The organism is Bacillus sp. FSL W8-0770, from assembly GCF_038008705.1.
In the GTDB taxonomy this organism is placed as follows: Bacteria; Bacillota; Bacilli; order Bacillales; family Bacillaceae_G; genus Bacillus_A; species Bacillus_A cereus.
On the sequence record NZ_JBBOZR010000002.1, the window covers coordinates 43507 to 68165 of the forward strand.

Below are 24659 nucleotides of genomic sequence, written 5' to 3' on the forward strand. Positions count from 1 at the left end.
CTAATACAAGAATTTGCACAATGGATTTGTAAACGATATCTATTGTGCAAATATAATTATAACTCATTTTAGTTTCCTTGGAAACTAAAATGAGTTAACTTGAGATTTCCCCTATATCAAACATTCGATATGAAGGTTAATTGAATTCAATATGAGAAAGATAATAGGGTAATCTATTTTGAATTATTTAATGAAAGGGGTATGAGATTGAGATGAATAATTCATATCATGAAAAGACACATACATTGATTAAACAATTATTTAACAAGTTTTCACCAAAAGCTCCTGGCTTTGCATATATTGCTAGTTTTGATAGCGGGGTAACTTATAAAGGTACGGCTGGCTTAGCTTCTATAGAGAAAAATTTACCTATAACCACAAAAAATATTTTTAATATTGCCTCAGTTTCTAAACAATTCACTGCATTTTCTATATTACTCTTAGAACAAGAGGGAAGATTGAGTTTAGATGATTCAATTGTAAGGTTCGTCCCTTTTATAGGAACATATGCTGAACCTGTAACATTGAAACATCTAATTCATCATACTGGTGGACTAGTTGATTATATGGAATTGGCTCAAGCAGAAAATATTAAATTTACTGATATATTAACTGTGGAAGAATCGTTAAAACACCTTAATGGTCATCAAATTGCAAGGTTCCCTGTTGGCACAAAATTTGAGTATAGCAATACAGGATATTTTTTATTGTCACTAGTGGTAGAGAAGGTAAGCGGGAAGTCTTTACGTCAATTTGCAAAGGAACGTATTTTTGATCCTTTAAATATGAAAGACACAACAATTGTGGATTGCTACCCAACTACTATATCAATTGCTAGAGGGTATTCAAAGAATGAACAAGGAGCATATATGGTCTATGAAAGCCCTTGGGAACATACAGGGGATGGAGCAGTTCATACAAATGTTGAAGATCTTGTAAGATGGGGAGAAAATTTAACTACAGGCACCGTTGGTGGAAAAGAACTTGTTAAAAGAATGAGCGAAATAGGTCCGAAATTTTCTCCAGCTGGAGAGACGATTATTGAAAACGAAGATTATGCTTTTGGACTAAGACTTGCTGAAGGTTTTAACTGTCGGTACTTAGAACATTCAGGAAGTTGGGCGGGTTATCGTTCACACTTCATGCGGTTTCCACAAGAATATTTGTCTGTTGTGGTCCTAAGTAACTATGATGGATTTGATTCTAAAAAATATGCTAATGAAATAGCAGAAATTGTTTTAGAAAAGTAAAAAATGGAAATAACACTAATCTATTTGATAAAATTCATAAATAGATTAGTGTTATTTTTAATACAGTTACATTTTCATGTTCTATTAACCTATAAGGCCATCTAATTTTAACCATTGAGATTTTAAAGATCTTTTATTAACTTGCTTCCATCAGGCCTGCCTAATCCTGTACATGCATCTCATCTGGAAGATGTTTTTCTCTTTATGAATAGAAAAACTCTTGATGTGATTTAAGTTACATGAAAAGCTATATATTCAAAATTGGAGGGGTAATACCGTTAAGGAGATCCCAAGAACTTAATCCAAAAGAATATTCGAAATGCGGATAATCAACTATGGTAGTAAAGCGTCCACCCCAAGTTAAACCAAGTTTCTCTCCTATATACCCCATTTGCTTGAATTTCTTGATGTCACCCCAGGGTATAGAGTTATTTTCGTAAGGTGCAGCATCAAAAGCTAATCCCCAATTGTGATATGATTCTCCGCCTCGAGCGTTTGTAACCTTTTTACCCGGTTTCCATCTACCTAAAGAAAATAACCTATCTTGTTCACTCCAACTCCTAAACACTGAATATATTCGAACATCTAAGCCATTAGTTTTTGTTAATTGAAGAAATTCTTTAGCCAATATCTCTACATATGGATGTAAGGATTGTAAATGATTAGAGCTAGTATAAAATTCAGATTGAGAATTGGGATTAAATAATTTGTGGCGTGTTCTCGGTGTAATATCACCAGAAGGGTATAAATTTTGCTCTTTTTGGTATTCTTGTGTGGCTTGGGTAGTTGATAAACCGAATAATCCATCAAGTTGTCCAAAATAAAACCCTATAGATTGTAGCTTCTTTTGTATTAATATTACGTTCTTAAATAATGATTTCCATGTGTTAACTTCTACTATCCCATTAGGATTTAATTTAGTTTTCTCTTGGAAAATTTTTGTGCATTTATGTGTTTTTTCATCAAAAAAGCCGGTAATAGGAAGTTTCTCGTAGTTTACTCCCAAACCAATTAAATTTAATTGGAGTACGGTTACGTAGTAGCCTGTGGAACCTAATTTAAGAATGGGTAATTTCTCCATATTTCACCCCTTGATTTTAGAATACTGTTACTTATTATAGTTAAATTGAACTTTAATATGACAGGTACTAATCGTAAAAAATAAAATCAATTTTATTAAAGTTACTATATTTGAATGTTTGTAAGTGTTTTTTCTACTCATAAAATATAGATTTTAAAGGAGTAATTCTAAAAAATCTCTTTATAAATCAACTGAAATCTTCAATTTATAACTTTCTTTGTAATAGACAAGTATGAATATAAATTACATAAAATTATCTTTGTAAATAAGGTTATTTGACTTTTATAGTATGTAAAAAATGTAATTATATTAACCGTTTAGATTGAAGGAATTATTTGGATAGAATGGTGAAAGAAGTTGAAATAAAAATAGAGCTGTCCATATTGCCTGGATTCTTTCTGTTAATTCTAGAAAGGCCTCAGCAAAGTATCGAATTGAATTATATAAAATTATCTTTATAAATAAGGTTATTTGACTTTTATAGTATGTAACAAAAATATAACTAGATTAACCTTTTGGATTGAAGGAGTTTTTGGGTAGATTAGCAGGAAGTGGTCAAGTATTAATAGAGTAGTCCATACTTATTTTTAAAAAAATCTATAGAATCTTTAAAGAAAATAGGCAATTATATGATTTCAAAAAAATAGAGTTGAGCATAATATCATGGATAAAGGGCCTTTTTATTTTGTTTATATACGAGAGTTTTAATATAAATAGGATTTGATGAGAGGAGAGATGAATTTGTATAATTATCCACCATATTTTTCAGGGAATTCTAAACCACCACATTTTATAGCAGGAGTGAGTGATGAAGGTCAGGAAGCTTTTTATCGGCAACCAAGCGGAAAGATATTTGCAAAAATATATGAAAAAGACACAGAAAGACCGATTAAGGGTGTCAAAGTATCAATTTATAAAATGACAAATGAAGGGCGTATTTTAGCTTCCCGACAAAGTGAGGTTATTACTTTATATACGAATGAATTCGGTGAAACAAATACAGTTGCCTTGCCTACGCCCCCTAAAGAGAATGCGAGCGATCCTTTAGGATCTAAACCTTATTCAGAATATGCAATTTCCATTGAAGCTGCAGGTTATGCACCTGTAGTACTGCGCGGTACACAAATTTTTGAAGACGTTACTGCTGTTCAGAAAATGGAACTTATACCCATTAGTGGAACGGAAGGACGGGATTCTGTTGAAATAATTGATATTCCGGAACATACATTAATCGGACAATATCCCCAGCAGGAATCCCAACAGGAACTACAAAAAGAACTCGAGACACAACAAGAGATAAGAGTAGATAGCGATAAGGATAGGGATAGGGATATTGTAATACCTGAATTTATTATCGTTCACGATGGTCATCCAAATACACCTGCACGAAATTACAAAATGAGATTTAAAGATTATATAAAAAATGTAGTCGCTTCTGAGGTTTATCCGAATTGGAAAAAAGAAGCATTGTTAGCTAATGCTCTTTGTATAATGACTTTTACATTAAATCGTCTTTATGTAAACCCTTTTAAAGGAAAAGGATTCGACATCACAAGTACTACACAGTTTGATCAAAAGTATACTCATGGGAGAAATACCTTTGAATCTACTGATGATGCAGTGGATGAGGTATTTAAGCAATATCTTGCAAAGCATGGAGAAAATACACCATTTTTTACACAATATCGTGATGGTAAAAAACAAACATGCCAATTTGCTAAACGGCCAGGAATGCTATATCAATGGGGAACATTCTGCCTGGCAGAAAAAGGCATGAGCCATTTGGATATTTTGAAACATTACTATAAAGATATTGAAGTCCGTTTAGCGGAATTTATACAAGTCGTTAAATCTTTCCCTGGGAAAATTTTGAAGGAAGGAGATCAAAATCTTGCTGTTGAAACCATTCAAAAATATTTATACCATATAAGAAAAAGATATACAGATATTCCTGAAGTAAGAGTAAACGGTACGTACAATTCAAGTACTGCAAATGCAGTTAAGGCTTTTCAAAGGCAGTTCCAACTTCCTGAAAATGGAGCTGTAGATGAGGTAACTTGGAATAAAATGAATGATATGTATGTGTATGTTACAAATCTCCCTGGCATGTATCCTATTTTGCAGAATGGCAGTCAAGGAGAACTTGTAAGGAGATTACAAAATTTATTGAAGGACTATGGTTTTTATGAAGGACAATTAGATGGTTTTTTTGGACTTGGAACTGAAGTATCAGTGAAAGAGTTTCAGAAGATAAAAAGTTTTACTGTTACAGGAGTAGTGCGTAAGGAATTATGGATGGTCCTTGAAGCGATAGAATATACTATGGGAACTTCCCGAGGGGCTTTAACAAGCAATTCAATTCCGCAGCAAACGAATAGAGGATTAAATCTTAAAACACAAGCGCCTTCTCAAAATCAAAATCCAGTATCTATTTATCCCCCTTCTATGACAAATGTGTCCAATTATCAGCAGACACAATCATTCTACAATAATAATAGATATTATCCCTATTCTTAATTAGTGATGTAAGTAAAAGTAACAAGGAGTAATTAAATGAACAGACATAGAGGGAGGACGAATAGATTTGAATGAAAATTATTCTTATCCATTGGATTTAGGACAGCAATTTTATTATCAACCACATCTATTTTTTAATGAAAATCAAATTTATTATGATACACGGCATTCTTATCGGGCATCAACTGGTAAATTAATTGTATCTGTTTATGAAATGAATACAGATAAACCTATTAAGGGTGCAAAGGTATTCATTCGTAAGCAAGATGAAGGTAGTCAAATTATTGCTACACTCCAAACAAATGACATTGGTTTAACAAGTCCCATTTCTCTATCAGCGCCTCCTAAAGAGTATTCTCAGAATCCTTCAGGACCTAAACCTTATACAGAATATGTCCTTACAATCGAAGCACCTAACTATGGTGTTAAAATAATTAGGGGTGTACAAATCTTCCCGGAAACTACAGCGAAACAAAGAGTGGAAATGCTTCCTGTTAATCGAACAGGAGAACGCCAATTAATTGAAACAATTAATATTCCTCAACATGCATTAACTGAATATTATTTAGAGAGACAACTTCGATCAAACTATCCCCGTTTTTCTCACTTTCCTCAACATGCAAATAGCCTAAACATCCCTCAATACATTATCGTTCATGATGGAAATCCTAATGAATTAGCTCCAAGATATAAAGTGGAATTTAAGGAATATGTAAAAAACGTAGCTGCTTCAGAACTTTATCCAACATGGCCTAAAGAAGCAATTAAGGCTAATATAATTTGTATAACATCTTTTGTATTAAATCGTATATATAATGAGCATTATTTGGAAAGAGGGTTTACTATTAGTAGCACTCCTTTGTTTGATCAATCTTATAATTATGGTAGAAGTACTTTTTCTGAAATCGATGATATAGTTGAGGAGTTGTTTAATCAATATATTGCAAAACCGTATAGTATCGAACCAATGTTAATTGTATATAGTAGTGGTATAAGAAATGATTCAAATGAATACTTTTGTAGATGGAGCAGTAAATATCTTGCTGATCAAGGTATGGATTATGTAGGTATTTTAAAGAGCTATTATCCATTAGCTCAAATTTATTTTTTATAATTTAGTAAAAAGGTATGATGTGATTTAGGGGTAAGATGAATTACAAATGGTATATGGATTCAAGTTTATTATTAAAATATAGATAAATCAAAAACCGTAGAAGTAGTTACGTTCTATGGTTTTTCTGTAGATAATTATTAAAAGGTTTATTTTGTTAAAATAAAGAAAACTCCCTCTAAAAAAGGTAAGGGAGTAAGTATTAAGCTTTTTTAACTTATATTTATTTGAATTATAAAAACTCAAGAAGAACTCAATGAAAAATTAATTTTACGGGCATAGTTAGGAAAATCAACAAGGGGGTTTCTATTCCCTTGGGTGTCTTGAATACTTTGATTTCGATGTCGTTCGTATATACTTACTGGAAATTCTTCATGCCATTTAAGTAATAATTCAATGTCTATATTTTTTTCTTTGTCGTTTGCAATTTTATCTGGATATCTTAGTAAAAAGTATAAAGTAGCTCGAGCCACTATTCCTTTAGCATATTCAGGTTCGAATAAACTCTCCTCTAATTTTCCACATTCTTGTCTAATAATGTTCAGTACTTTCCCTCCTTCATAATCTGAGAAATCATGATAAGGGTAGTTACTCCTTAATGAGTTACATGATGGTTCACATGCGAATAAATGATGTAAATCACCTCTCATTGGTTCCTGTTTATTGAACCATGATTGTGGTACTACATGTTCACAGTTTAGTTTATTGTTTTCTTCAATTCGCTTTTTTTGAGTTTTTAACTCATTTTCTGTTAATAATTGATTAGCAAGAAGTGAGTCCAATTCATTTTTTCGTTTGGTGAGTATTTTAAAATCTTCAGCAATAACGTCTTCAGGATTTCGAATCTTCCCTGAGTAGATACTTTTTAAATTTCCGTCTTCTTGCAAATCCACCCAAGTATATAAATATTTTGTGGGATCATATATAACCGGTTTATGTGTATTTTCTATTAAGGAATGTAAAGCCTTAAATAATTCATTTGGTTTTAATTGATCGAAATTTATTGTTTTATAATAAGATGCTATAATGTTTTTTTCCGCATCATCATCAAAGTATTTTTTTGAATCTTTTTCAATAATACCTTTATTTTTATTAAGTTTATTAAGAAGTTCAATTTGTTCATTTTCACTCATTAATAAGGCTGAAAATTCATTTTCTGGAATACTTGAATTATTTTTTGTCATACGTAATAGCCCTTTCTTCATAATCGTATGCTTACATTCGTATAATTTATTGAATAATTTTATAGGGTTACTTATGAATATCCTTGGTTACAGTGAAGGAACTAGAATATTAATAATTCTTTTTGTTCATTAACACTAAAGTGAATTTTAATTTTTATACTAAGAACCTTGCTACCAAAAAGGTTTGATACTTATAATCGAATAAAATAATATTAATTGTACATTCTTTTATTATATTATTAATAATTTAATAATAAGATTTAAGTATTTGAGCAATAAATAAATTGGATTTGTGCCAAATTATCTTGATGCAAGGTAAATGATATATTTTTAATACTCTTTAATCTGAATGCTATTTTTCTTTTGAGCAACAGATACATAATGATAACCCAAATTATTTGGATTTCAGAAAAGAGATAGTGTAAGTTTACACCACCTCTTAATTTTTAATAGGAATATATTTCTAAACTTTATTACTAACAATCGCTTTTGTAATTACAATCCTCAACAGGTTTAATTGCATGGCCTGAGTCATCTGTACACCATGACTGTGACTGGAACGCTAAAAAGACAGCTTCCCATTTATCAGTGTCTTTATAATGGAAAAGTACTCCACCATCTTGCCAAATGCCGTCATCTTTTTTAAAACTTCCTACATTTCCTTGGTTCATGTGGACATCATGAATTCCAGGAGGGATTTCTTCACCATATGCATAAATATCAACTTTTGGATTATTTTCAGATGTTTTCATGTAATTTAAAAATTTATCTTGCAAATCGTTATCCTCACCAGGTGCAGTTACTGGAAGTGGGACTAATTTACAACGGTCAAGTAAATTACCTCGAATATAATCAAGTGCAATTTCTCTATTATTACTAGTAATGTTTGTGAAGCCGTAATTTAAGTTAGGTAGGTTGGTAATTTGCTCAGAATGAAAATTTTTACCTGCATAATACAATAACTCTGATGGTCTTTCTTTTGATTTGACATTAATAATAATTTCGTATTCACGGTTATTATTATCTGAGATATTAACTGTAAAATGAGGTGTACTATCCTGATTGTCAGGAGGGGTATATCCTACAACTTGACCTTTTAAAACTCCATAATTTTTTAACGGCATTGCTAACAGCTCCTAAAAATTTATTTAAACAGAATATAGTATTATCTGTGTTTTGTTTTTTATTCTAAAGTTATATTAATAAAATGGAAGGGAATATTTTTTTCTATTAAGAAATTATAATCAATTTATGGTTTTGACTTTTCAATATCAGCGGCTAGTAGTAAGCTGCACGAATATTTTCTAATGACTATTACAGGAATATCAATTACAACAGCAACTGGATCTATCTCCGTTTTGCATGGAGCTTGTATATCAGAAAACGTAACAAGTCGTTTTGGAGGTACTTCTAGTGCCACTCCCTTAGTAGCGGGAATTGCTGCTTAAACTATTTCAGCGAATCCTGAATTAACAGCTCTAAATATAATTTCTATCCTAAAAAGCACCGCTTCTAAATTAAAGATGCCACCAAGTCCATTTGATAAAGGGGCATTTATTGATATTGGAAGTTGTGATGGAACATGGAGTCTCTTGGTTTGGGCATGGTAGAGTGGATGCATTCAATGCGGTGAACGAAGCTTTATAAAGTAAATAATGTTTGTAAAATATCCTTTTAATAAGTATTGGGACAAAAAGTGGTAGAAAAAATAAAAAGATTTGCTGCTATAAATAGAAGATATAGTTAAGGGTAAAAATTTGGGTGCGATGCTGAAAAAAATATAAGATTTTAGTTTTATTATTAATATCAAGTCAGGAATAAAGTGAGTGTTTATAGTTAGTTGTATAATTAAAATCTACCCAAAAAATGACTCTTTTTTTAAGAACGTTTTTTTATTTATTCACTATAATTTTATAATAGGATATATAATTATAAAACTTAAATAATTGCTATATGATAATATCGGTTTCTAGTTTGTTACAGCTTTCTACAAAGGCAGGGGCAACTAACTTATAACCTTCAAGTACATGTTAAATTCTCTTTAAGGTAATAAAGGTATATTAAAATTTAATCATATAATAATAGATGAATTGAAAAAGATATGGAGACGCTAACTTATTTTAAGTACTTTATAAAATTTAGATCTTGATAATCTCAAAGCATATAAATTGTTAATGAATTTATTAAATAAAGTGTATAAATTTCCAACATAAAGAACAAATTAATAGAGATGTTATAAACTACTATCACGAAAGGGTGTAAATTATGCATACAAAACGTTGTTCGCATAAGAAATGTCAATGCTTTATTGTTCCAACCTATATTCTGGAGAATTTAGCACAAAACGATATAGAAGCCGCACGAATCAGTTTAGCAAAAAGTCGCCAAATTCGAAAACGTAGAAGCTTGAAAGAATATGATATTAATGGGGTTGTCGCTTTAACTGATGCAGGAGCAGGACCTAAAGGTGAATCTGCACGCCATGTATATGATTGTAATGGTGGAAGAGACCTTCGAGTTAAAGAGGTTAGAAAAGAAGGAGATAGATCAATTGAGGATAACGCAGTTAACCATACGTATGATTATGCTGGTATAGTACGTGATTATTACAAAAATGTGTTCCACCGCAATTCTATTGATGACAATGGTCTTGATCTCATTTTGAATGTTCATTTTGGTCATAACTATCAAAATGCTTTTTGGGACGGGGATGAAATGGTGTTTGGTGATGGGGATGGAACTATTTTTACTAGTTTTACAAATTCACTTGATGTTATAGGGCACGAACTAACACATGGAATTACTCAATTTACTAATGGATTAGAATATGATGGACAGTCTGGAGCTTTGAATGAACATATTTCGGACGTGTTCGGAATTGCAATTAAGCAATCTTATTTAAAGCAAACGGCAAACGATGCGGATTGGTTAATTGGTGCTGATATAATGGGACCAACATTAAAAGGACAAGCTCTTCGTTCAATGAAAGCACCTGGCACTGCATTTGACAATAAACTAATGGGTAAGGATATGCAACCAGATCATATGAAAAACTATTATCAAGGATCTCAGGATAACCACGGTGTTCATATAAATAGTGGTATACCAAATAAAGTGTTTTATCTTGTATCTATGGAAATTGGAACAGATAAAGCAGCTTTAATATGGTATAATGCAATGCACAGCTTATTTGCAACTACTAATTTCAATCAATTTGCGCAAATTGTAACTAAAGCAGCACAAAAACTTGTAGATAGTGGCGAAGTTCCGCAAACAGCTGCAAAAACAGTAGAATCAGCTTTTAAATCGGTTGGTTTACCTTCTTAATCAGATTCTGTATCATGAAGGGAGGGGCTAATATGCATATTAAATTTAGTTGTACCGGGGGACTAGCTAACCTCCACTTAACCTTTCAGACAGATACGATGGATTTACCAGAGGAACAAGCTAAGGAATTAATTAATTTAATTCATCAATCTAATCTTTTACATCTTAAACCAAGTGAAGTAAATGGGGCTGCTATCCAAGGAGCGGATGCTTTTTCTTATGAGTTGGGAATAACAGACGATGAGAAGAATGTATCCTTTTCAGTAAACGATTTGACAGCTCCAAAAGATATGCTCCCCGTTTTAGATTATTTACGCAATTTAGCTATTAAAGAAAAGATGGAAAAATAATAAAAAAACCAAATTCTCAATTAGAATTTGGTTTTTTTATTATTAACAACATCTTATGTATTTTTAAAATTTATCTGCTAAGCATACGTGATGAAAAATTGTGTTATAAAATAATATTGAAATCTTACTAATCCTGTTTGTTTTCTGAAAAACCAAATTCATTTGGAAATTGAGATGTTAAGTAATCTTTCTATTGCTATTTAAATTAATTATTAAAGAGTCTTCGCTAAAACTAACAAATAGAATTGGTGTAATTTTAAGAGTAATCCTGTAATATTAAATAAATTCACTGCAGATTTCCAACTATGTATTTTTTACACAATAAAATAAAGATTGAACCGAGTAATACACCTTGTTTAAATGTCAGAATAAAAGTCCAGCAAAATAAAATTGCTGAACTTTTATTCTTTATTCTTTCCCAGTCTACCTAAGCTATCTTTAATAGTTGTTTCCCCAAGTTGAGTATATAACAATGCTGTATCTTGACTAGTATGTCCAAGTTGCTGCATCACTTGTAACGAGTCTTTCTCTTCCATGTATAACTTATTTGCCAATGTATGTCTTAATTTATGAGGAGACATTCTTTTTCCATAGGCCTTAGTATATTTTTCTACTATATCTTGGATGGCCCTAACTGATAGAGGCTGTGCAGTATGTTTATACTTCGATAAAAACACATTTTTTAATTCTTTTCCTGGTGCATATTTGCTATCTCTAATTTCCATATACTTTTCAAGATCATTTAACGCAATTGGAGTAATCCATACTGAATCTTCTTTATTTCCTTTTCGTATTACATCAATTAGCCTTTCTTTTATATTTATATCTTCCATACGGAGATCGGCCAATTCACTTACACGAATACCACTACCAAGAAAAAGGGAAAGAATAGCTACATCACGATCTTTGTCTCTTAGAAAATAGAACAATTGATGTTTTGTTAAAGATTTTTCATGTTCGTACTTAACGTAATTCAAGAATTCTTGATCGTCATCATTATGAAATATCTTAGATCTCATACGTTTTGCACGGGCATTTAATGTTTCTTTATCTTTATGTATTTCAATTTTGGCCATTACATTTCTATAAAAATAACATTCTCCCTCATCATTCTCTGATAGGGAAGTAAGGTACTTGAATAAAGACTTTAAGGCTGAAATTTTTCTGTTAACAGAGGAATTCTGCATGTTTTGTTGTAGTTTTAGAAACCTCATGAAGTTCTCAACATCTTTTTTCTTTAAATTCTCCAAATCAGAGAAGGATATGTCTTTAATAGGCTTAAATTCAATAATTTGTTCAGATAATAGCCAGTTAAAGAAGACCCTAAAATCATATACATAATTCAGTAGGGTGGAGGGAGAGGCATCATGCAATTCTTTGTACTCCACAAATTCTTCTATGTAAAAGGGCATTTCATTTAGATTCTCGTATAATTTTTTACGATGTACGGATTTTTGACGTTGCTTGCTGTAATCCATAAAAATCACCTCATATATACTATAACAGAAAAATAACGCGAACACAAGTTCGCATTAAATTCAATTTTTACACAAACTTATTTACATAATTAAATTATGAAATACTAAAACACACTCAATAGTGAATGGAATAATGTGTTTACTCAAATAAAAATTATAGATAATCAAGTGAGAAATTTGTATTTAACTATAAAAATTAGTGCAAAAACTATATATAAATGTATGTTAAATAAAACAAATTTGATATCTAAATTCATACAAAAGATCAATACATGAATATAGTTTAAAATTCTTTATAAAAATATAAATCGGCTTATTTAATCATAATTATAGGGAGTTAATTAAATCAACGTGAGAAAAAATCTTATAAAGTAATATGTAATTTACTATAGAAATTATTAATGAGTAACTCAAAATTTAATAATTTCTATATAAAATATGAACTATATAGGCACACTCAAACATACGAAGATTTACGCAACTAAGCTCGAAATCCCTAGACGCTATTATTTGATTTTATATAAATACTTTATTGTTCGTAAAATTGGTATTTCGTGCGAAGTTGTTAATGATTATTTTTTCACGCTTTTATAAAGGCATCATATACCCTACCTTTCATCAGTATAAATATCTTTTAGTTTCTGGTACGTTCAGCTATACATATTAATATTATAAAAGATTGCTTATAGAACATATCTAATATATAACATTTTAATGCGAAACAGTTTACTTTAACTCCTTAAGACTAAATAGATGGTGTATTTTACAAAATTTAATTGTTGTGATGTCGAAATAGAGCATTTCCTTTAATTCTTTTCATTATAGCCGGTTTAGCTAAGCATTCTGCTAAATATTATTTAAATGCAAATTTCAAAATGTAACTACTAAATTTCTCTTTCCGTCTCAATGACATAAGTATTTTTTTCGTTTTGAGATTTATTCACTTGTTTTTTATAAATCCCTATTAGATATGTTATGTAAACAGTTATGTAAACAGCTATATAAAGTGATTTATTGTAAATCCCTTTATATAGCTGTTTTTCAAGTCACATTCCCCCCCTACTTTACCAATCGGTGTAACCACATTCTGTGTACTTTCTGCTTCATGTAAGTGCAAACCCGTACATCAGCATTCGCACTCATCATGATAATACGATGAAGATTTAATTCCTCAAATCCAAATGTAATCAGCAATCTTGCAACTCCCTTTCCCCAATAATCTGGATTTATGTTATACCCTATTTCTCCCTCCCTATTAGTAAAATCTCGAATCATAATCGCACCTGCCCCCTACCACTCTTTCGTACTCCAATTCAACCAATGCAAAAGAAAATCGACTTCTCAGGACCTTACTTGCATCTTGAAGAACTTGGTTTACAAATTCTTTTGTTTCCGTTTCCGAATTATGGCCCCATGCTTGGTATCGGTACACAATGGACTGTGATGTATATATATGTATATCCTTCCAATCATTTTCTTCGATTTCTCGTAGTTTGAATCTATTATGTATTATGTTATGAACCATCCAATTCCCTCCATTCACTTATGCCCTTTATCACACTAAATTTCATCATAGTATTCCATTAACTTAGCTTAATTACAACATGAAAAAATCTTAAATCCACTGATACTATTTATCTAGTAAAAGAGAATCAGTACATATAACCTTTGTACTTTTCTTCAAACATCTTACTCGAAATTGATCCTACATATTCGAATGTTCCATACCAGAAAATAAGTTCTTGTAGAGATTTGTCAAACACTGTACACTGAATATGTGCCGTCTTTGCCCTTCTCTTTTTAGAGGAGGTGACAATAGAACGTGGAGAATACTAGAACCACCCGTAAACGTTCAGAGAGAGAAAAGAAACGTAAGCGTCTTTTTTCTTTTGGCACAATCGTTACAGCATTCAGTTTCCTTAGAAATATACATTACTTTTTCACCAAAAGTGAAATAGGTAAGGGTATAACTGAATATGTAAGACATCTTCTTAAATAAAAAAGTGCCGCTATAAGTAGCGACACTAAGACCAGTTTGTAGTTATGATTGGGTTCCAAGGTGAAGTACTGACCATACTTTCATTGCACACGACCAATGCAGTATCATTTTGAAGTGCAAAGACGTTGAAACCCAGATTACTACTCTACATAGTATTGCGACATGCAGTGCTTTTATTCCTGTCTGCGTACGAAAAAAGCCTTGGTGACCAAACCAAGACTTTTCAAGAAGCTTACGACCTATCAATAGAACGAGAATCAGAACCACCCGACTTCTTGTTCGTTATAATCTAGCTTACACCCTTATTGTACTATACGTTTTTTATATTTTCAACAGTCTGCATTCCTTTCACGCAATATTCATACTTCTAATACTGAAAGTTACCTTACACGACCTCTATCCATTGAAGATTCACGTCACACTTTACATACTTCATAGAAAAGATACAATAACATTACTATTTTTCAGTCTGTAGCTTGGTATACAATAAGAATATCCAAATACTAGGAGTGATCAGGATGACAAGTACTTTACTACTATTAGCTCTTACTGTGTGTGGAATAAGTGGACTATTCTCCCTAATTAGGAAGCTAACTACGCCAAAACAAGATGAGGCTAAACGTTTAATTATTATCGAATCATTGTCTATATTAGGAGTTGCATGGATAGGTATTGGACTATTCTTGTAACATACTTACACATTACTTTCATTACGATTGAATAAAACTTATTATTCCGTCAATAATAGGGATAGGCATTAGCAAAAACTCATTTAAAGTCCTTAGTCTTTCTCCTTTCCCCTTGGAGATTCCTTGATCTGGAGCAGTTAGCTTTACTAACAGCTCCTTTTTTTGTATCTGTAAAAGCATGATATCATAGTATTACACAGAAAACATAATTACATCACTATAGTCGCTCTAGCCTGTTCGAGTACACCACAATATAAAAAACGCTTCCTATTTTTAATAGGAAACGTTACTTTTTCAGTTGTTACCCTTTTGATGTAGCATAATCCTCCACACTCCATATGCCACGTTTTTCTTTTTGTGTTTAATTTTGCGTCTTCTCCAAATAATCTACATACTTCGTATTGGGCTGATAAATATAAGCAACACGCGCTAATTCCCTTTCCACAGCATTTGATTTAAGAGTTGTCCATCGACCCACACGTAGGCTACTAATCTTTTAAACTTATCACGTTCCCCTACATTCATTTCTAACTCTACTTCTTTTCCCACTGGCGCATACTTTGCGGTAAATGCCGCTCCTTCTAATCCGAATGGTTGGAGCCCTAGTCTTGGATGATGTACTTCAGTCGTATCTTAATACATAGAAATCTCACATCCTCTACCTTACCGTTTGCTAACTTCACTCGAAACGTATCACCATCGATATGATCCAGTATCGTAGCTTTGATGATTCTATTAGCATTTTGTTTCTTACTCTCCCCAGGTACTGGGTTTATTGCTTGCTCGACCAATTCTGGATACTGCAGTTTACCCGTAAACTCTTCTTTTTTTACAGGTACGGACGCTGCTGCCTCATAACTATTCTCTTCTTTCTAATTTTGCTTTGTTTCTCTTTGTTTCGCTTCCTTTCTGCTGGTCCTTCTCCGCTACATTTCTTGTAACGGGAATTTCAGTGTCATCTTTCTACTACACCCTGTTACCAATCCTAAAATCATGCACAATGTAGAAATGAACCATAAAAATCTCTTCATCGTATGCCTCCTTCTCTTCTTGTTTTCTTCCCTGACATCATAACGAGATTGGAATCATTGTTGGAAAAACGATGGATTTCTATGATGTAGCAAAGGTTTATGTATACATCCATTGCTGAACTATTCTACTCTTTCATACGGACTTTTTATGATATGTATGAAGGATTCACCCATACATATACCGAAACCCCAATAGGGAATCATTCCATTAATCACCATACCCATTTCATACCATTACATTTGGAGGTTAAACAGGATGAAAAAAAAGAAGTTACAAAAATCAGCACTTTCTTTTACCCTACTCTTTTCTTTATGTATTTCTTCTTTTCCGCTTACAACAACCATTCATGCGGATACACAAGGGGCACAAACTGCAGAAAAGAAACAAGTCTCTTTAACGGAGCGTACGTCATTATTTTTTGACTATCTCCAGCAAGATAAATATGCAGAAGCACTTCAGTTAACGTCTGCTGCTTTTCAATCCAAGTTTACGGCAAACATATTACAAAACTGGTGGACACAAAGTGGCGGGAGCAGGATTACAAGCATGGGAACACCTGTTATTAAAGAACGAAACTTAGTCCATCAAACGGTTGAAATTCCAGGAGCTATCGAAGGAACTACTATTCCACTACTCCTTAAATTCACGCCTGGCGGCAAAGTTGATGAAGTTGGCGTAAGGACGATGCCACAGAAATCTTATACCATCCCGCATCCTAGTTATGACCAACCTGATTCCTACCAAGAACGTGAAATCGTAATTGGAAATACTACATACCCGTTACCAGCCACATTAACGGTTCCAAAACATAAACCTGGCGAAAAAGTACCTGTTGTGGTTCTTGTTCACGGTTCTGGTCCACAAGATCGTGACAGTACATTTATGGGAGCTAAAATCTTTAGAGACCTTGCAGCTGGTCTTTCATCAAGAGGTATCGCAGTGCTACGTTACGAGAAACGTTCCTTAGAACACGGTTTTAAAATGAGTGCAGAACCTGCTACATTAGACCGCGATACTACAGATGATGCCATATATGCAGCAAAATCAGCAGCGCAGCAGGAAGGCATTGATCCAGATAACATTTTCATTCTCGGACATAGCCAAGGAGCAGGCACCATGCCGCGCATACTAAGCAAAGCACCTTCATCACTTGTAAGAGGAAGTATTTTAATGGCACCTCCTGCACGTCCTTTTACTGACATGCTCCTTGATCAGTATCAGTACCTCGGGGCACCTAAGGATTTTATTGATGAACTAAAAAAACAATTCGCTTATATTAAGGATCCTACTTTTGATCCAAATCACCCACCAGCTGGCTATAATTATCCTTCTCCACATTTCATGTATGATGTGACTCGTTGGCGTCCAGTTGAGGAAGTGAAATCACGAAAAGAGCCATTACTGATTCTGCAAGGCGCACGTGATTATCAAGTAACTGTAAAAGACGATTTTACGAGGTGGCAAGAAGGGCTTTCAAGCCGCAGTAATGTTCAGTTCAAAGAATATCCGAAATTGAATCACATCTTCACGGAGGGCGACGGGGAATTCAGTCACCCTAATGAATACGAAGTCCCTTCCAATGTTCCTGCGTATGTCATCCAGAACATCGTTACATGGGTCAATGAGACAAAGAAATAAGAAAACAACAAAAGCCATCATGCAATCATCATTTCGTGATGGCTTTTGTGATATTAAAACATGTCATATCAGAAATTAATCGCTTCTATGAATTGATATTTTTACAGCGCTTATTTGCTTCATATCTTGCTATTCCTGGTCCGTCAGTGCAAGAATACAAAATTTATTTCGATATGTAAGAATGCATATTATTTCTCTTGGATGTTATGATATACTCTCTTTGTGAGCTGATACGATATTTCTTTAGATTGGAAAACTAAAACCTCATTAACCCAAGTTGGGGGCGCCATTTGGCGTCTTTTTTTAGTTTTGCTCCATAGGCATTTAGCTTAGATATTGAAGTAACCCCAAAACAAAAAATAAGCTGCCCATTCGGAAAACTTATGTACATCATTTTCGAATGCGGGAGTTCCATCTTTCAAAACTAACCTATTAAATAGGGTTAGTTGTATAAACTATATTAGCATCGGAATATTCTCGACTTGGGGTTACCGTAAATGCTTTCTCCTAATCATCCATATCGATAAATGCCTTACTTCTGATCAATTTGCCTTTGTTGTTCTTCGTTTAAAAGGAGCTAGTTTTACATACGATAAAGCACTAAAAAAACTGTGCACAAAAACCTGCATGGTAACAAGTTTTTGGCACAGTTCTATTATTTAATCCCTTTCATAAGTACCTGAATCTTTGGAGCCATGAAATATAAAATAACACTTAAAACAATGGATACTCCGCCAATTACACCGAAATAAATAATCTCTGTTTCAGGATTATATAATCGCACAAGCTGCGCATTGATAGCTTGTGCAGATGCACTCGTTAAAAACCATAGACTCATTGTTTGAGCAGAGAACGCTGCTGGAGCTAGTTTTGTAGTAATAGATAAACCTACAGGTGATAAACAAAGTTCCCCGATTACGACTAGAAGGAAACTAATGACTAACCAAATTGGGCTAACAAGGGATTCGGTACCATGGATATATGCAGGAATAATCATCACTAAGAATGATAAACCAGCAAATAATAAACCGATAGCAAATTTATTTGCTGTACTTGGTTGGCGTGAATTCAGCTTTATCCAAAGCCAAGCAAATACTGGTGCTAGTAAAACAATATAAATAGGGTTTAATGATTGGAACCATGAAGATTGAACCTCCAATCCTGCAAAGTTTAACTGCGTACGTTGATCAGCATAACTAGCTAAGATGATGGCTCCCTGCTCTTGAATCGCCCAGAACATTGTAGCAGCGATAAATAGTGGTATGTAAGCAATTAAGCGAGATTTTTCAACTTTTGTCGTCTTTGGACTACGGTACATAAAGACAAAGTAGCCTGTTGGAATTAGAATACCTAAGATACTTACAAGTAAAGTAAATCGATCAATCGTTAAAATACCTGTTGGAATTGTTAACACACAAACTAGTGCAATTGCGATAATACCAATGCTAAACTGTATAAGGACCTTTTTTCTTTCCTTGTCTGTTAAAGGATTTGGTACTTGCGTTCCTGCTAATCCTAGATTTTTCTTTTTCGTAAGGACATACATAATTAATCCAAATAGCATACCAATTGCTGCCACACCAAAACCTAAGTGGAAGTTATACTTTTGACCGAGTGTTCCAATCACAAACGGAGATAATAGTGCTCCTAAATTAATACCCATATAGAAAATACTGAAACCTGAATCACGACGAGTATCTGTTTCACTATATAAATCACCAACAATACTAGATACATTCGGTTTTAATAACCCTGTTCCAAGTACTAAAAATACCATTGAGATAAATAATGTACTAACCGTTCCTGGTAGAGCTAAGATGAGATGACCAATCATTATTAAAACGCCACCCCAAAATATTGTTCTACTTGAACCTAATAGGCGGTCAGCAATCCACCCACCAATAATGCCAGACATGTAAACTAACGAACCATAGATAGCCATAATAGATGCAGCTGTGGCGTGATCCATCCCTAAGCCACCTTTAGAAATGGAATAGTACATATAGTAAAGTAATATTGCTCTCATTCCATAGTAAGAAAATCGCTCCCAAAATTCTGTAAAGAATAGGGTAAATAGCCCTTTTGGATGTCCAAAGAAACCATTTTGTGGAACGGTGCGAATGATATCGCTTTTGTTAAGCTTCTCCATACAAATACACTCCTAATATACAAATATAATAATTCATTGTTAAGTATATACCAAAAGATAGAAAATTTAAATAAATTTTTATTTGTGTAATAATTAGATTTTTAAGAAAAAACTAATTTATGTGTTGTTTTCGATGATAATTTTATGTAAATTATATAATATATATATAATAATTCTGATAGTGATATTGTACAAATATAAATACAAATATAGGAGGATTTATATGTTGGCAATAAAAGCAGTTACGATAGAAGAAATTTATCAAGAAATATTGGATGGCAAAAGGAAACGATTCCCTCCAAATACTTGGAAAGAAGATTTGGATAATAAACTCGCCCGCAGAGTAATCACATATTTATTACACAGTATCTTAAAATGGGATAAGGAAGACATCAGAAAAAAATGGAACACTCAATTACTTGTAAAGTATAAATTACGAGGATTACTCAAACATAGATACGAAAATAGCCCTTTTAAAGCAATAAATGATTTATACCCAAGTGAGTTTAAAGAATGGGAGTTTGGTATGACTCCTTTAAATTTTTGGACGAAAGAAAAGGCATTAACGATTTTGAGATGGATGATTGAAGAAAAAAAAGGTTTATCGAACGAAAAGCTCTTACGCGTATACGGCAAAAAATGGTTGGAGAAAAACAAACTTAGTGCCCCTCTGGCTATATACTGGAATAGTAGTCCGTTTGCAATGATTAACGATTTGTACCCTAGTCGTTTTAAAGAATGGGAATTTCTCATGACGCCCAATAACTTCTGGACAAAAGAAAAAGCATTAGAAGCATTGAAATGGACCATTGAAGAAAAAGAAAAATTAACGCCCGAACAAATACTGGATGTTTACAGTATAAAGTGGCTAAAGACTCACAGATTAGCGTCTCCATGTCAATTAATGTGGGGAAATAGTCCATTTAAAATGATAAACGACTTATATCCAGGTCGCTTTAAAGAATGGGAATTTAAAGTTACACCAGTTGGCTTTTGGTCCAAATGTAAAGCACTAGAAGCATTAAGATGGACCATTGAAGAGAAAGAAAAACTGGATGAAAAACAGCTATTAAACGTATTTAATCAACGATGGCTCATAAAACAAAAATTACGGACACCCTTACAACGCTATTGGAAAGGAAGCCCCTACGGGATGCTTATTGCTTTATATCCAAATCGTTTTTCTAAAGGTATGTTAAAAGGGTATTGTAATAATTAAAGTGGAAATGTAAGTATGCAGAGACGCCCTTTGGTGTCTCTTTTTGAAATCCTATGTAAGTACATTCTTATGTGCCTATCGCTTTATTTATCGAAGAAAGTGAACCTGTTATATTATTTCCCAATCCATCTCGTCAAAGCCATACCAAGAAACCCAGCGCCCATCCCAATCATCCACCCAGTTTTGGCGCCCCCAAACATAGATCCCACTCCCGCGCCAAGAAACGTACAGCCCACGAATACTATCCCCCGATGCCCCAGTTCGGTCGTTCCATGCTTCATCCCCACCCTTTCTTTACAACATATACTATATGCAAGCTAAAATTTCTAGCTTATGAACTGTTCATTTTCTTGACTATAACTATATGTTTCATATCCATTACTTACAGGTCCAAATGTCATTTTTACATCAATTCGTTACTTAACTTCATTGGTTACTTTTTTTCATCTTATAGAAGATTATTTCTCAACACATAACACATGGAATTATATTACCAGTAATGGTAATATAAAGGTACCTTCAATTGTTAACTGTTGTTCCCTTTTTGAAAGTCCTGTCAAAAGACAGGACTTTTTAAATTTACTTCCTACTAATTTGGCTTTTTCGTTAATATCCTTTTACCTTGTATTTATTTGTTTTGTTATCTTTCCTTAACAACAAATAAGACGTCGCCAAAATCAAGGCAGCGCCTACTATAATTCCTATACATTTAATCAAAATCATTTATCCTCACATTATTTATTTCTTTGCTTCCATACCCCATTCTCTTTACGAAAAGTATTCTTTCCATTCATGAAGTCAGCTGTATTACCAGGAATGCTATATTTCTTATTCTTTTTCTTAGACTTCTTCTTCAGCCTTTTCTCTTCTTGGATAGCTTGCAAATCCGCCTTCCATTGTTTCAACAAATCCTTTTCACGTCGCATCGAATTTGTACCCCTTGGTTTAAAATGTGAACCAGATAATTAGATTCTACCTATTCATATAGATATCCTCTAATCCAATGTACTAAGTTATGTTTTTCTTTTTAAATAGACCAACAATATATTAAAATATTCTATATATCCAAGGAGGTTTGTCATGCTCAACTTTCATAAAGAATTACCCCTATTAGGATTCTTTTTGTTTTTATACAGTTTTATTGGTATCATCTTTTTATTACTATTCCTGAGCGTGTAGTAACAATGCAATGCGTATACATATATGTTTAATGTGTAAATTCTATAAAAGAAGTAAAAAGCACCTCTGCTGGATGATTAATATATACTATATATTAATTAGGAGAAAACATTTGGTATAATATAAGTGCTTTATTATATGTGTTTTCTTCAAACCGTCTTAGGAGGAAAGTAGTTTTTTATTTTTTCAATAGTACTTACTAACTATTTCTGTTAATATTTAGTTACCGATATGTGTATCAACCGGCCTGTGCTTCTGTACGGGCTTTTTTGATGCTTTCATGCTTCGTAATACCCAGGAACCTGTCTTAGTATTCGGGAATTCTACTAGATTCCCGAATACTAAGACAAACAAAAGCCTGTCCTATTAACTCTATAAAGACACCATTGCAAATATAATCCCTTATAGCTTCTATAGATTCTCAACTTTTTCATAATATTTATGAGAGTTTTTTTATATTCATATTTCTGTAACATCTTTATATAACGTTTCAATATATTACGTGTTAAACTTAAAACATTCCAAGAAGTCCTTTACTTTTAGAATCGACAATTCTTCAATACCCTTAGTCTTGCCCTGCATCCCCTGCAGGGCTTTTATCATTTAGCTAGAATTGATAAAGCCTTTTGTAGATTTCTTCAACCTTATCTGTACTGTTATTTATATCTCTAGCTCTTAAATTCTTTGTGAGCCACAAGATTTTCTTCCGTTCATATTCATCTCTCTGCTATTTATCCGTTATTTTCCATCCTTAATAATCCGTTTATTGATGCGTTCCATAACTTTATCCTTAGTTAGATTTTCAATAACATTGGAAATTGAAAAAGTGAAACTATCTGTTAAAGGCAATTCGAAAAATATTAAAGTTATGATAGATTCAATGAAATTAGATCCACCTCAATCCCTTTAAAACAAATATAGCCCAAAATTCCTATTTAATTTCTTTAAATTTAAACTATATAGAAATTTATTTAACTTTTAATAATTAAGTCTAGCTATGAGACTATACAAAAAATCGTCAGCGCTTTTAAAAAGCAACTGACGATTTTTTTATTCTCTTACATTTTTATTTAAATTGGCATCAACAATAATTCCATTGACATCTATAATAATTATGTATGTTATATATTTCTTAATCTCTTGTTTTAATTAAATAACAGATTCGCTATGCGAACCGAACAAACAATCTCTTATTTCTCCATGATTCTACAAATGCGCTTTAAATTTTATACAACTTGAAACTGATCCACCAATGTCATCTTTATTTGATGAGGCCTTTTCTATTTTTAAATCGTAGTGCTTTTAATATAGTTTCTTTCATGATTTCGTTTCGATTTCTCTTTTGTTTCCGTTGTTCTTGAAATGAAATTGGAAATTAATTATAGTATCCCAAATGGTATACACAAGCTATTTCACACAAATGATTGACCATATTCTTTAAATTGTATTTAATCATTAATTTTTGAATTACCAATAATATTTTTCTGGGTTATTACATTAAAGTTAATATTGTGATATATTTATATTCGGAATAATTATATCTTACATTTAAAGGGAGAATTTTAATGGATAACCTACTATTGAAAAAGGACTTAACAACGGATCAAATGGTTCTTGTTACTTCAGAGTTTGAGAAAAAGAAAAAATCAAAAGGACTTGCTTACCTAATTTGGTTTTTTCTAGGCGGACTTGGTGGTCACCGCTACTACGCACGTGACTTTGGTATGGCAATTGCCATGACACTGACTCTTGGAGGGCTTGGTTTCTGGGCTTTAATCGATGTTTTCTTTATTGGAAGCCGAATTGGTAAGAAAAATGAAATGTTAGAACGTGAAATTATTATGAAAGTTAAAAAGATGACTGCTTCAAAACGTTTATCTTCATAAAAAGCCTCCTTTGGGAGGTTTTTTATACAAACACTTCAATTTATGTTTTCACTAAATACTTTTTCCAATAACAAGTATCCTCCCCCCATAACATGTAGCCATCAATACATCATACACATTTCTAATTCTTGTTTCTCACTGCGTGTAATCATATACAACTTTACGTAACTCGTCCTTACTTCTCTTTTTATGTATTTTTATGTTTTAAGAAAATGACTCCACCAACTAGTAACAACAATGCTCCCACTGTAATAGACTTGAGACTATTATGGAATTGGTACTGCAGATATTTCGATGCAAAATTGCATTTTTAATTCAGATATATTGATGTATACTGAAAATGAACTACTCAACTTTTTTATTTTAAGTTAGTATATCAAACCCTAACTACCTAAAAAACTCAAGTAAACGTATCTTATGTCATTTTAAAAAATACAAAAGTACCTTATATAATATAAGGTACTTTTGTATTTTATGTTTTAGAATTCCTCGATTTGAACTGTAAAGTTGAAATATAATACAGATTACGAACCGTTTTATACGTATCTCAGTTAAACTTCAGAATCACAT

General features: G+C 32.6%; 18 protein-coding genes and 2 pseudogenes. 9 read left to right on the plus strand and 11 right to left on the minus strand.

From position 1 onward, the window contains the following. Positions 1-212 precede the first annotated feature (212 nt). Positions 213-1250, plus strand: a complete 1038-nt coding sequence (locus NST27_RS27115; RefSeq protein WP_047387380.1) for a serine hydrolase domain-containing protein — start codon at positions 213-215, stop codon at positions 1248-1250. 247 nt (positions 1251-1497) lie between these two features. Here the strand turns inward: NST27_RS27115 and NST27_RS27120 are convergent, their stop codons facing one another. Then, positions 1498-2331, minus strand: coding sequence for a peptidoglycan-binding protein (locus NST27_RS27120; RefSeq protein WP_061661944.1), 834 nt, complete (start codon positions 2329-2331; stop codon positions 1498-1500). Positions 2332-3072: 741 nt separating this feature from the next. On the opposite strand from NST27_RS27120, the gene NST27_RS27125 reads away from it, so the two are divergent. Together NST27_RS27125 and NST27_RS27130 are read left to right on the plus strand one after the other, a co-directional pair. Further along, entirely contained in the window at positions 3073-4848 is a 1776-nt protein-coding gene (locus tag NST27_RS27125) for a peptidoglycan-binding protein (RefSeq protein WP_061661905.1), read from the plus strand. 67 nt (positions 4849-4915) lie between these two features. Continuing rightward, positions 4916-5962 (plus strand): SpoIID/LytB domain-containing protein, encoded by a 1047-nt coding sequence (locus tag NST27_RS27130; RefSeq protein ID WP_065845736.1) that lies wholly within the window; start codon positions 4916-4918, stop codon positions 5960-5962. A gap of 239 nt (positions 5963-6201) precedes the next feature. On the opposite strand, the gene NST27_RS27135 is transcribed toward NST27_RS27130, so the two are convergent. The 3 genes from NST27_RS27135 to NST27_RS27145 form a co-directional block, all read right to left on the minus strand. After that, positions 6202-7143 carry an endonuclease I family protein gene (locus NST27_RS27135; RefSeq protein ID WP_065845735.1) on the minus strand — a complete coding sequence of 314 codons (942 nt, stop codon included), beginning with the start codon at positions 7141-7143 and terminating at the stop codon, positions 6202-6204. Positions 7144-7619: 476 nt separating this feature from the next. Beyond that, positions 7620-8267 (minus strand): YukJ family protein, encoded by a 648-nt coding sequence (locus NST27_RS27140; protein WP_001128579.1) that lies wholly within the window; start codon positions 8265-8267, stop codon positions 7620-7622. Between the two features lie 125 nt (positions 8268-8392). Then, complete coding sequence (locus tag NST27_RS27145; protein WP_154698605.1) at positions 8393-8563, minus strand: hypothetical protein; 171 nt, start codon at positions 8561-8563, stop codon at positions 8393-8395. Between the two features lie 845 nt (positions 8564-9408). On the opposite strand from NST27_RS27145, the gene NST27_RS27150 reads away from it, so the two are divergent. Next, entirely contained in the window at positions 9409-10470 is a 1062-nt protein-coding gene (locus tag NST27_RS27150; RefSeq protein WP_061662016.1) for a M4 family metallopeptidase, read from the plus strand. A gap of 32 nt (positions 10471-10502) precedes the next feature. Beyond that, positions 10503-10820, plus strand: coding sequence for a protealysin inhibitor emfourin (locus NST27_RS27155; protein ID WP_047387399.1), 318 nt, complete (start codon positions 10503-10505; stop codon positions 10818-10820). 401 nt (positions 10821-11221) lie between these two features. Here NST27_RS27155 and xerS read toward each other — a convergent pair whose 3' ends face one another. Then, complete coding sequence (xerS, locus tag NST27_RS27160; RefSeq protein ID WP_000386594.1) at positions 11222-12298, minus strand: tyrosine recombinase XerS; 1077 nt, start codon at positions 12296-12298, stop codon at positions 11222-11224. Positions 12299-13357: 1059 nt separating this feature from the next. Then, positions 13358-13573, minus strand: a complete 216-nt coding sequence (locus NST27_RS27165; RefSeq protein WP_241770818.1) for a GNAT family N-acetyltransferase — start codon at positions 13571-13573, stop codon at positions 13358-13360. 1242 nt (positions 13574-14815) lie between these two features. Between NST27_RS27165 and NST27_RS27170 the strand changes: the two genes are divergently transcribed. Then, positions 14816-14986, plus strand: coding sequence for a hypothetical protein (locus NST27_RS27170; protein ID WP_172793814.1), 171 nt, complete (start codon positions 14816-14818; stop codon positions 14984-14986). Between the two features lie 429 nt (positions 14987-15415). On the opposite strand, the pseudogene NST27_RS27175 reads toward NST27_RS27170, so the two are convergent. After that, positions 15416-15559: pseudogene (locus tag NST27_RS27175) on the minus strand (thermonuclease family protein); the annotation flags it as partial. Positions 15560-16273: 714 nt separating this feature from the next. On the opposite strand from NST27_RS27175, the gene NST27_RS27180 reads away from it, so the two are divergent. Further along, positions 16274-17656: an alpha/beta hydrolase family protein gene (locus NST27_RS27180; protein WP_000727498.1), complete on the plus strand. Its 1383-nt coding sequence runs from the start codon at positions 16274-16276 to the stop codon at positions 17654-17656. Positions 17657-18311: 655 nt separating this feature from the next. Here NST27_RS27180 and NST27_RS27185 read toward each other — a convergent pair. Then, positions 18312-19805, minus strand: a complete 1494-nt coding sequence (locus tag NST27_RS27185; RefSeq protein WP_000413417.1) for a peptide MFS transporter — start codon at positions 19803-19805, stop codon at positions 18312-18314. Between the two features lie 223 nt (positions 19806-20028). On the opposite strand from NST27_RS27185, the gene NST27_RS27190 reads away from it, so the two are divergent. Next, positions 20029-21024, plus strand: a complete 996-nt coding sequence (locus NST27_RS27190) for a DUF4046 domain-containing protein (protein WP_423739654.1) — start codon at positions 20029-20031, stop codon at positions 21022-21024. Between the two features lie 113 nt (positions 21025-21137). Here the strand turns inward: NST27_RS27190 and NST27_RS27195 are convergent, their stop codons facing one another. The 3 genes and pseudogenes from NST27_RS27195 to NST27_RS27205 form a co-directional block, all read right to left on the minus strand. After that, positions 21138-21260, minus strand: coding sequence for a hypothetical protein (locus NST27_RS27195; RefSeq protein WP_002063117.1), 123 nt, complete (start codon positions 21258-21260; stop codon positions 21138-21140). A gap of 498 nt (positions 21261-21758) precedes the next feature. After that, the gene (locus NST27_RS27200; RefSeq protein ID WP_001250597.1) at positions 21759-21950 is read right to left on the minus strand and encodes a hypothetical protein; all 192 of its coding nucleotides are present in this window, start codon (positions 21948-21950) and stop codon (positions 21759-21761) included. Between the two features lie 1446 nt (positions 21951-23396). Next, positions 23397-23656, minus strand: a pseudogene (locus NST27_RS27205) (IS3 family transposase); the annotation flags it as partial. A 112-nt stretch (positions 23657-23768) separates the two neighbouring features. Between NST27_RS27205 and NST27_RS27210 the strand changes: the two are divergent. Further along, complete coding sequence (locus tag NST27_RS27210) at positions 23769-24089, plus strand: TM2 domain-containing protein (protein ID WP_000369371.1); 321 nt, start codon at positions 23769-23771, stop codon at positions 24087-24089. Positions 24090-24659: the final 570 nt, after the last annotated feature.

Bases quoted from the DNA above. Each gene is read 5' to 3' on its own strand.
- NST27_RS27180 (WP_000727498.1), top strand. From the start codon at position 16,274: ATGAAAAAAAAGAAGTTACAAAAATCAGCACTTTCTTTTACCCTACTC.
- NST27_RS27155 (WP_047387399.1), top strand. From the start codon at position 10,503: ATGCATATTAAATTTAGTTGTACCGGGGGACTAGCTAACCTCCACTTA.
- NST27_RS27210 (WP_000369371.1), top strand. From the start codon at position 23,769: ATGGATAACCTACTATTGAAAAAGGACTTAACAACGGATCAAATGGTT.
- NST27_RS27165 (WP_241770818.1), bottom strand. From the start codon at position 13,573: ATGATTCGAGATTTTACTAATAGGGAGGGAGAAATAGGGTATAACATA.
- NST27_RS27135 (WP_065845735.1), bottom strand. From the start codon at position 7,143: ATGACAAAAAATAATTCAAGTATTCCAGAAAATGAATTTTCAGCCTTA.
- NST27_RS27115 (WP_047387380.1), top strand. From the start codon at position 213: ATGAATAATTCATATCATGAAAAGACACATACATTGATTAAACAATTA.
- NST27_RS27150 (WP_061662016.1), top strand. From the start codon at position 9,409: ATGCATACAAAACGTTGTTCGCATAAGAAATGTCAATGCTTTATTGTT.
- xerS (WP_000386594.1), bottom strand. From the start codon at position 12,298: ATGGATTACAGCAAGCAACGTCAAAAATCCGTACATCGTAAAAAATTA.
- NST27_RS27170 (WP_172793814.1), top strand. From the start codon at position 14,816: ATGACAAGTACTTTACTACTATTAGCTCTTACTGTGTGTGGAATAAGT.
- NST27_RS27120 (WP_061661944.1), bottom strand. From the start codon at position 2,331: ATGGAGAAATTACCCATTCTTAAATTAGGTTCCACAGGCTACTACGTA.
- NST27_RS27200 (WP_001250597.1), bottom strand. From the start codon at position 21,950: ATGCGACGTGAAAAGGATTTGTTGAAACAATGGAAGGCGGATTTGCAA.
- NST27_RS27185 (WP_000413417.1), bottom strand. From the start codon at position 19,805: ATGGAGAAGCTTAACAAAAGCGATATCATTCGCACCGTTCCACAAAAT.
- NST27_RS27190 (WP_423739654.1), top strand. From the start codon at position 20,029: ATGTTGGCAATAAAAGCAGTTACGATAGAAGAAATTTATCAAGAAATA.
- NST27_RS27140 (WP_001128579.1), bottom strand. From the start codon at position 8,267: ATGCCGTTAAAAAATTATGGAGTTTTAAAAGGTCAAGTTGTAGGATAT.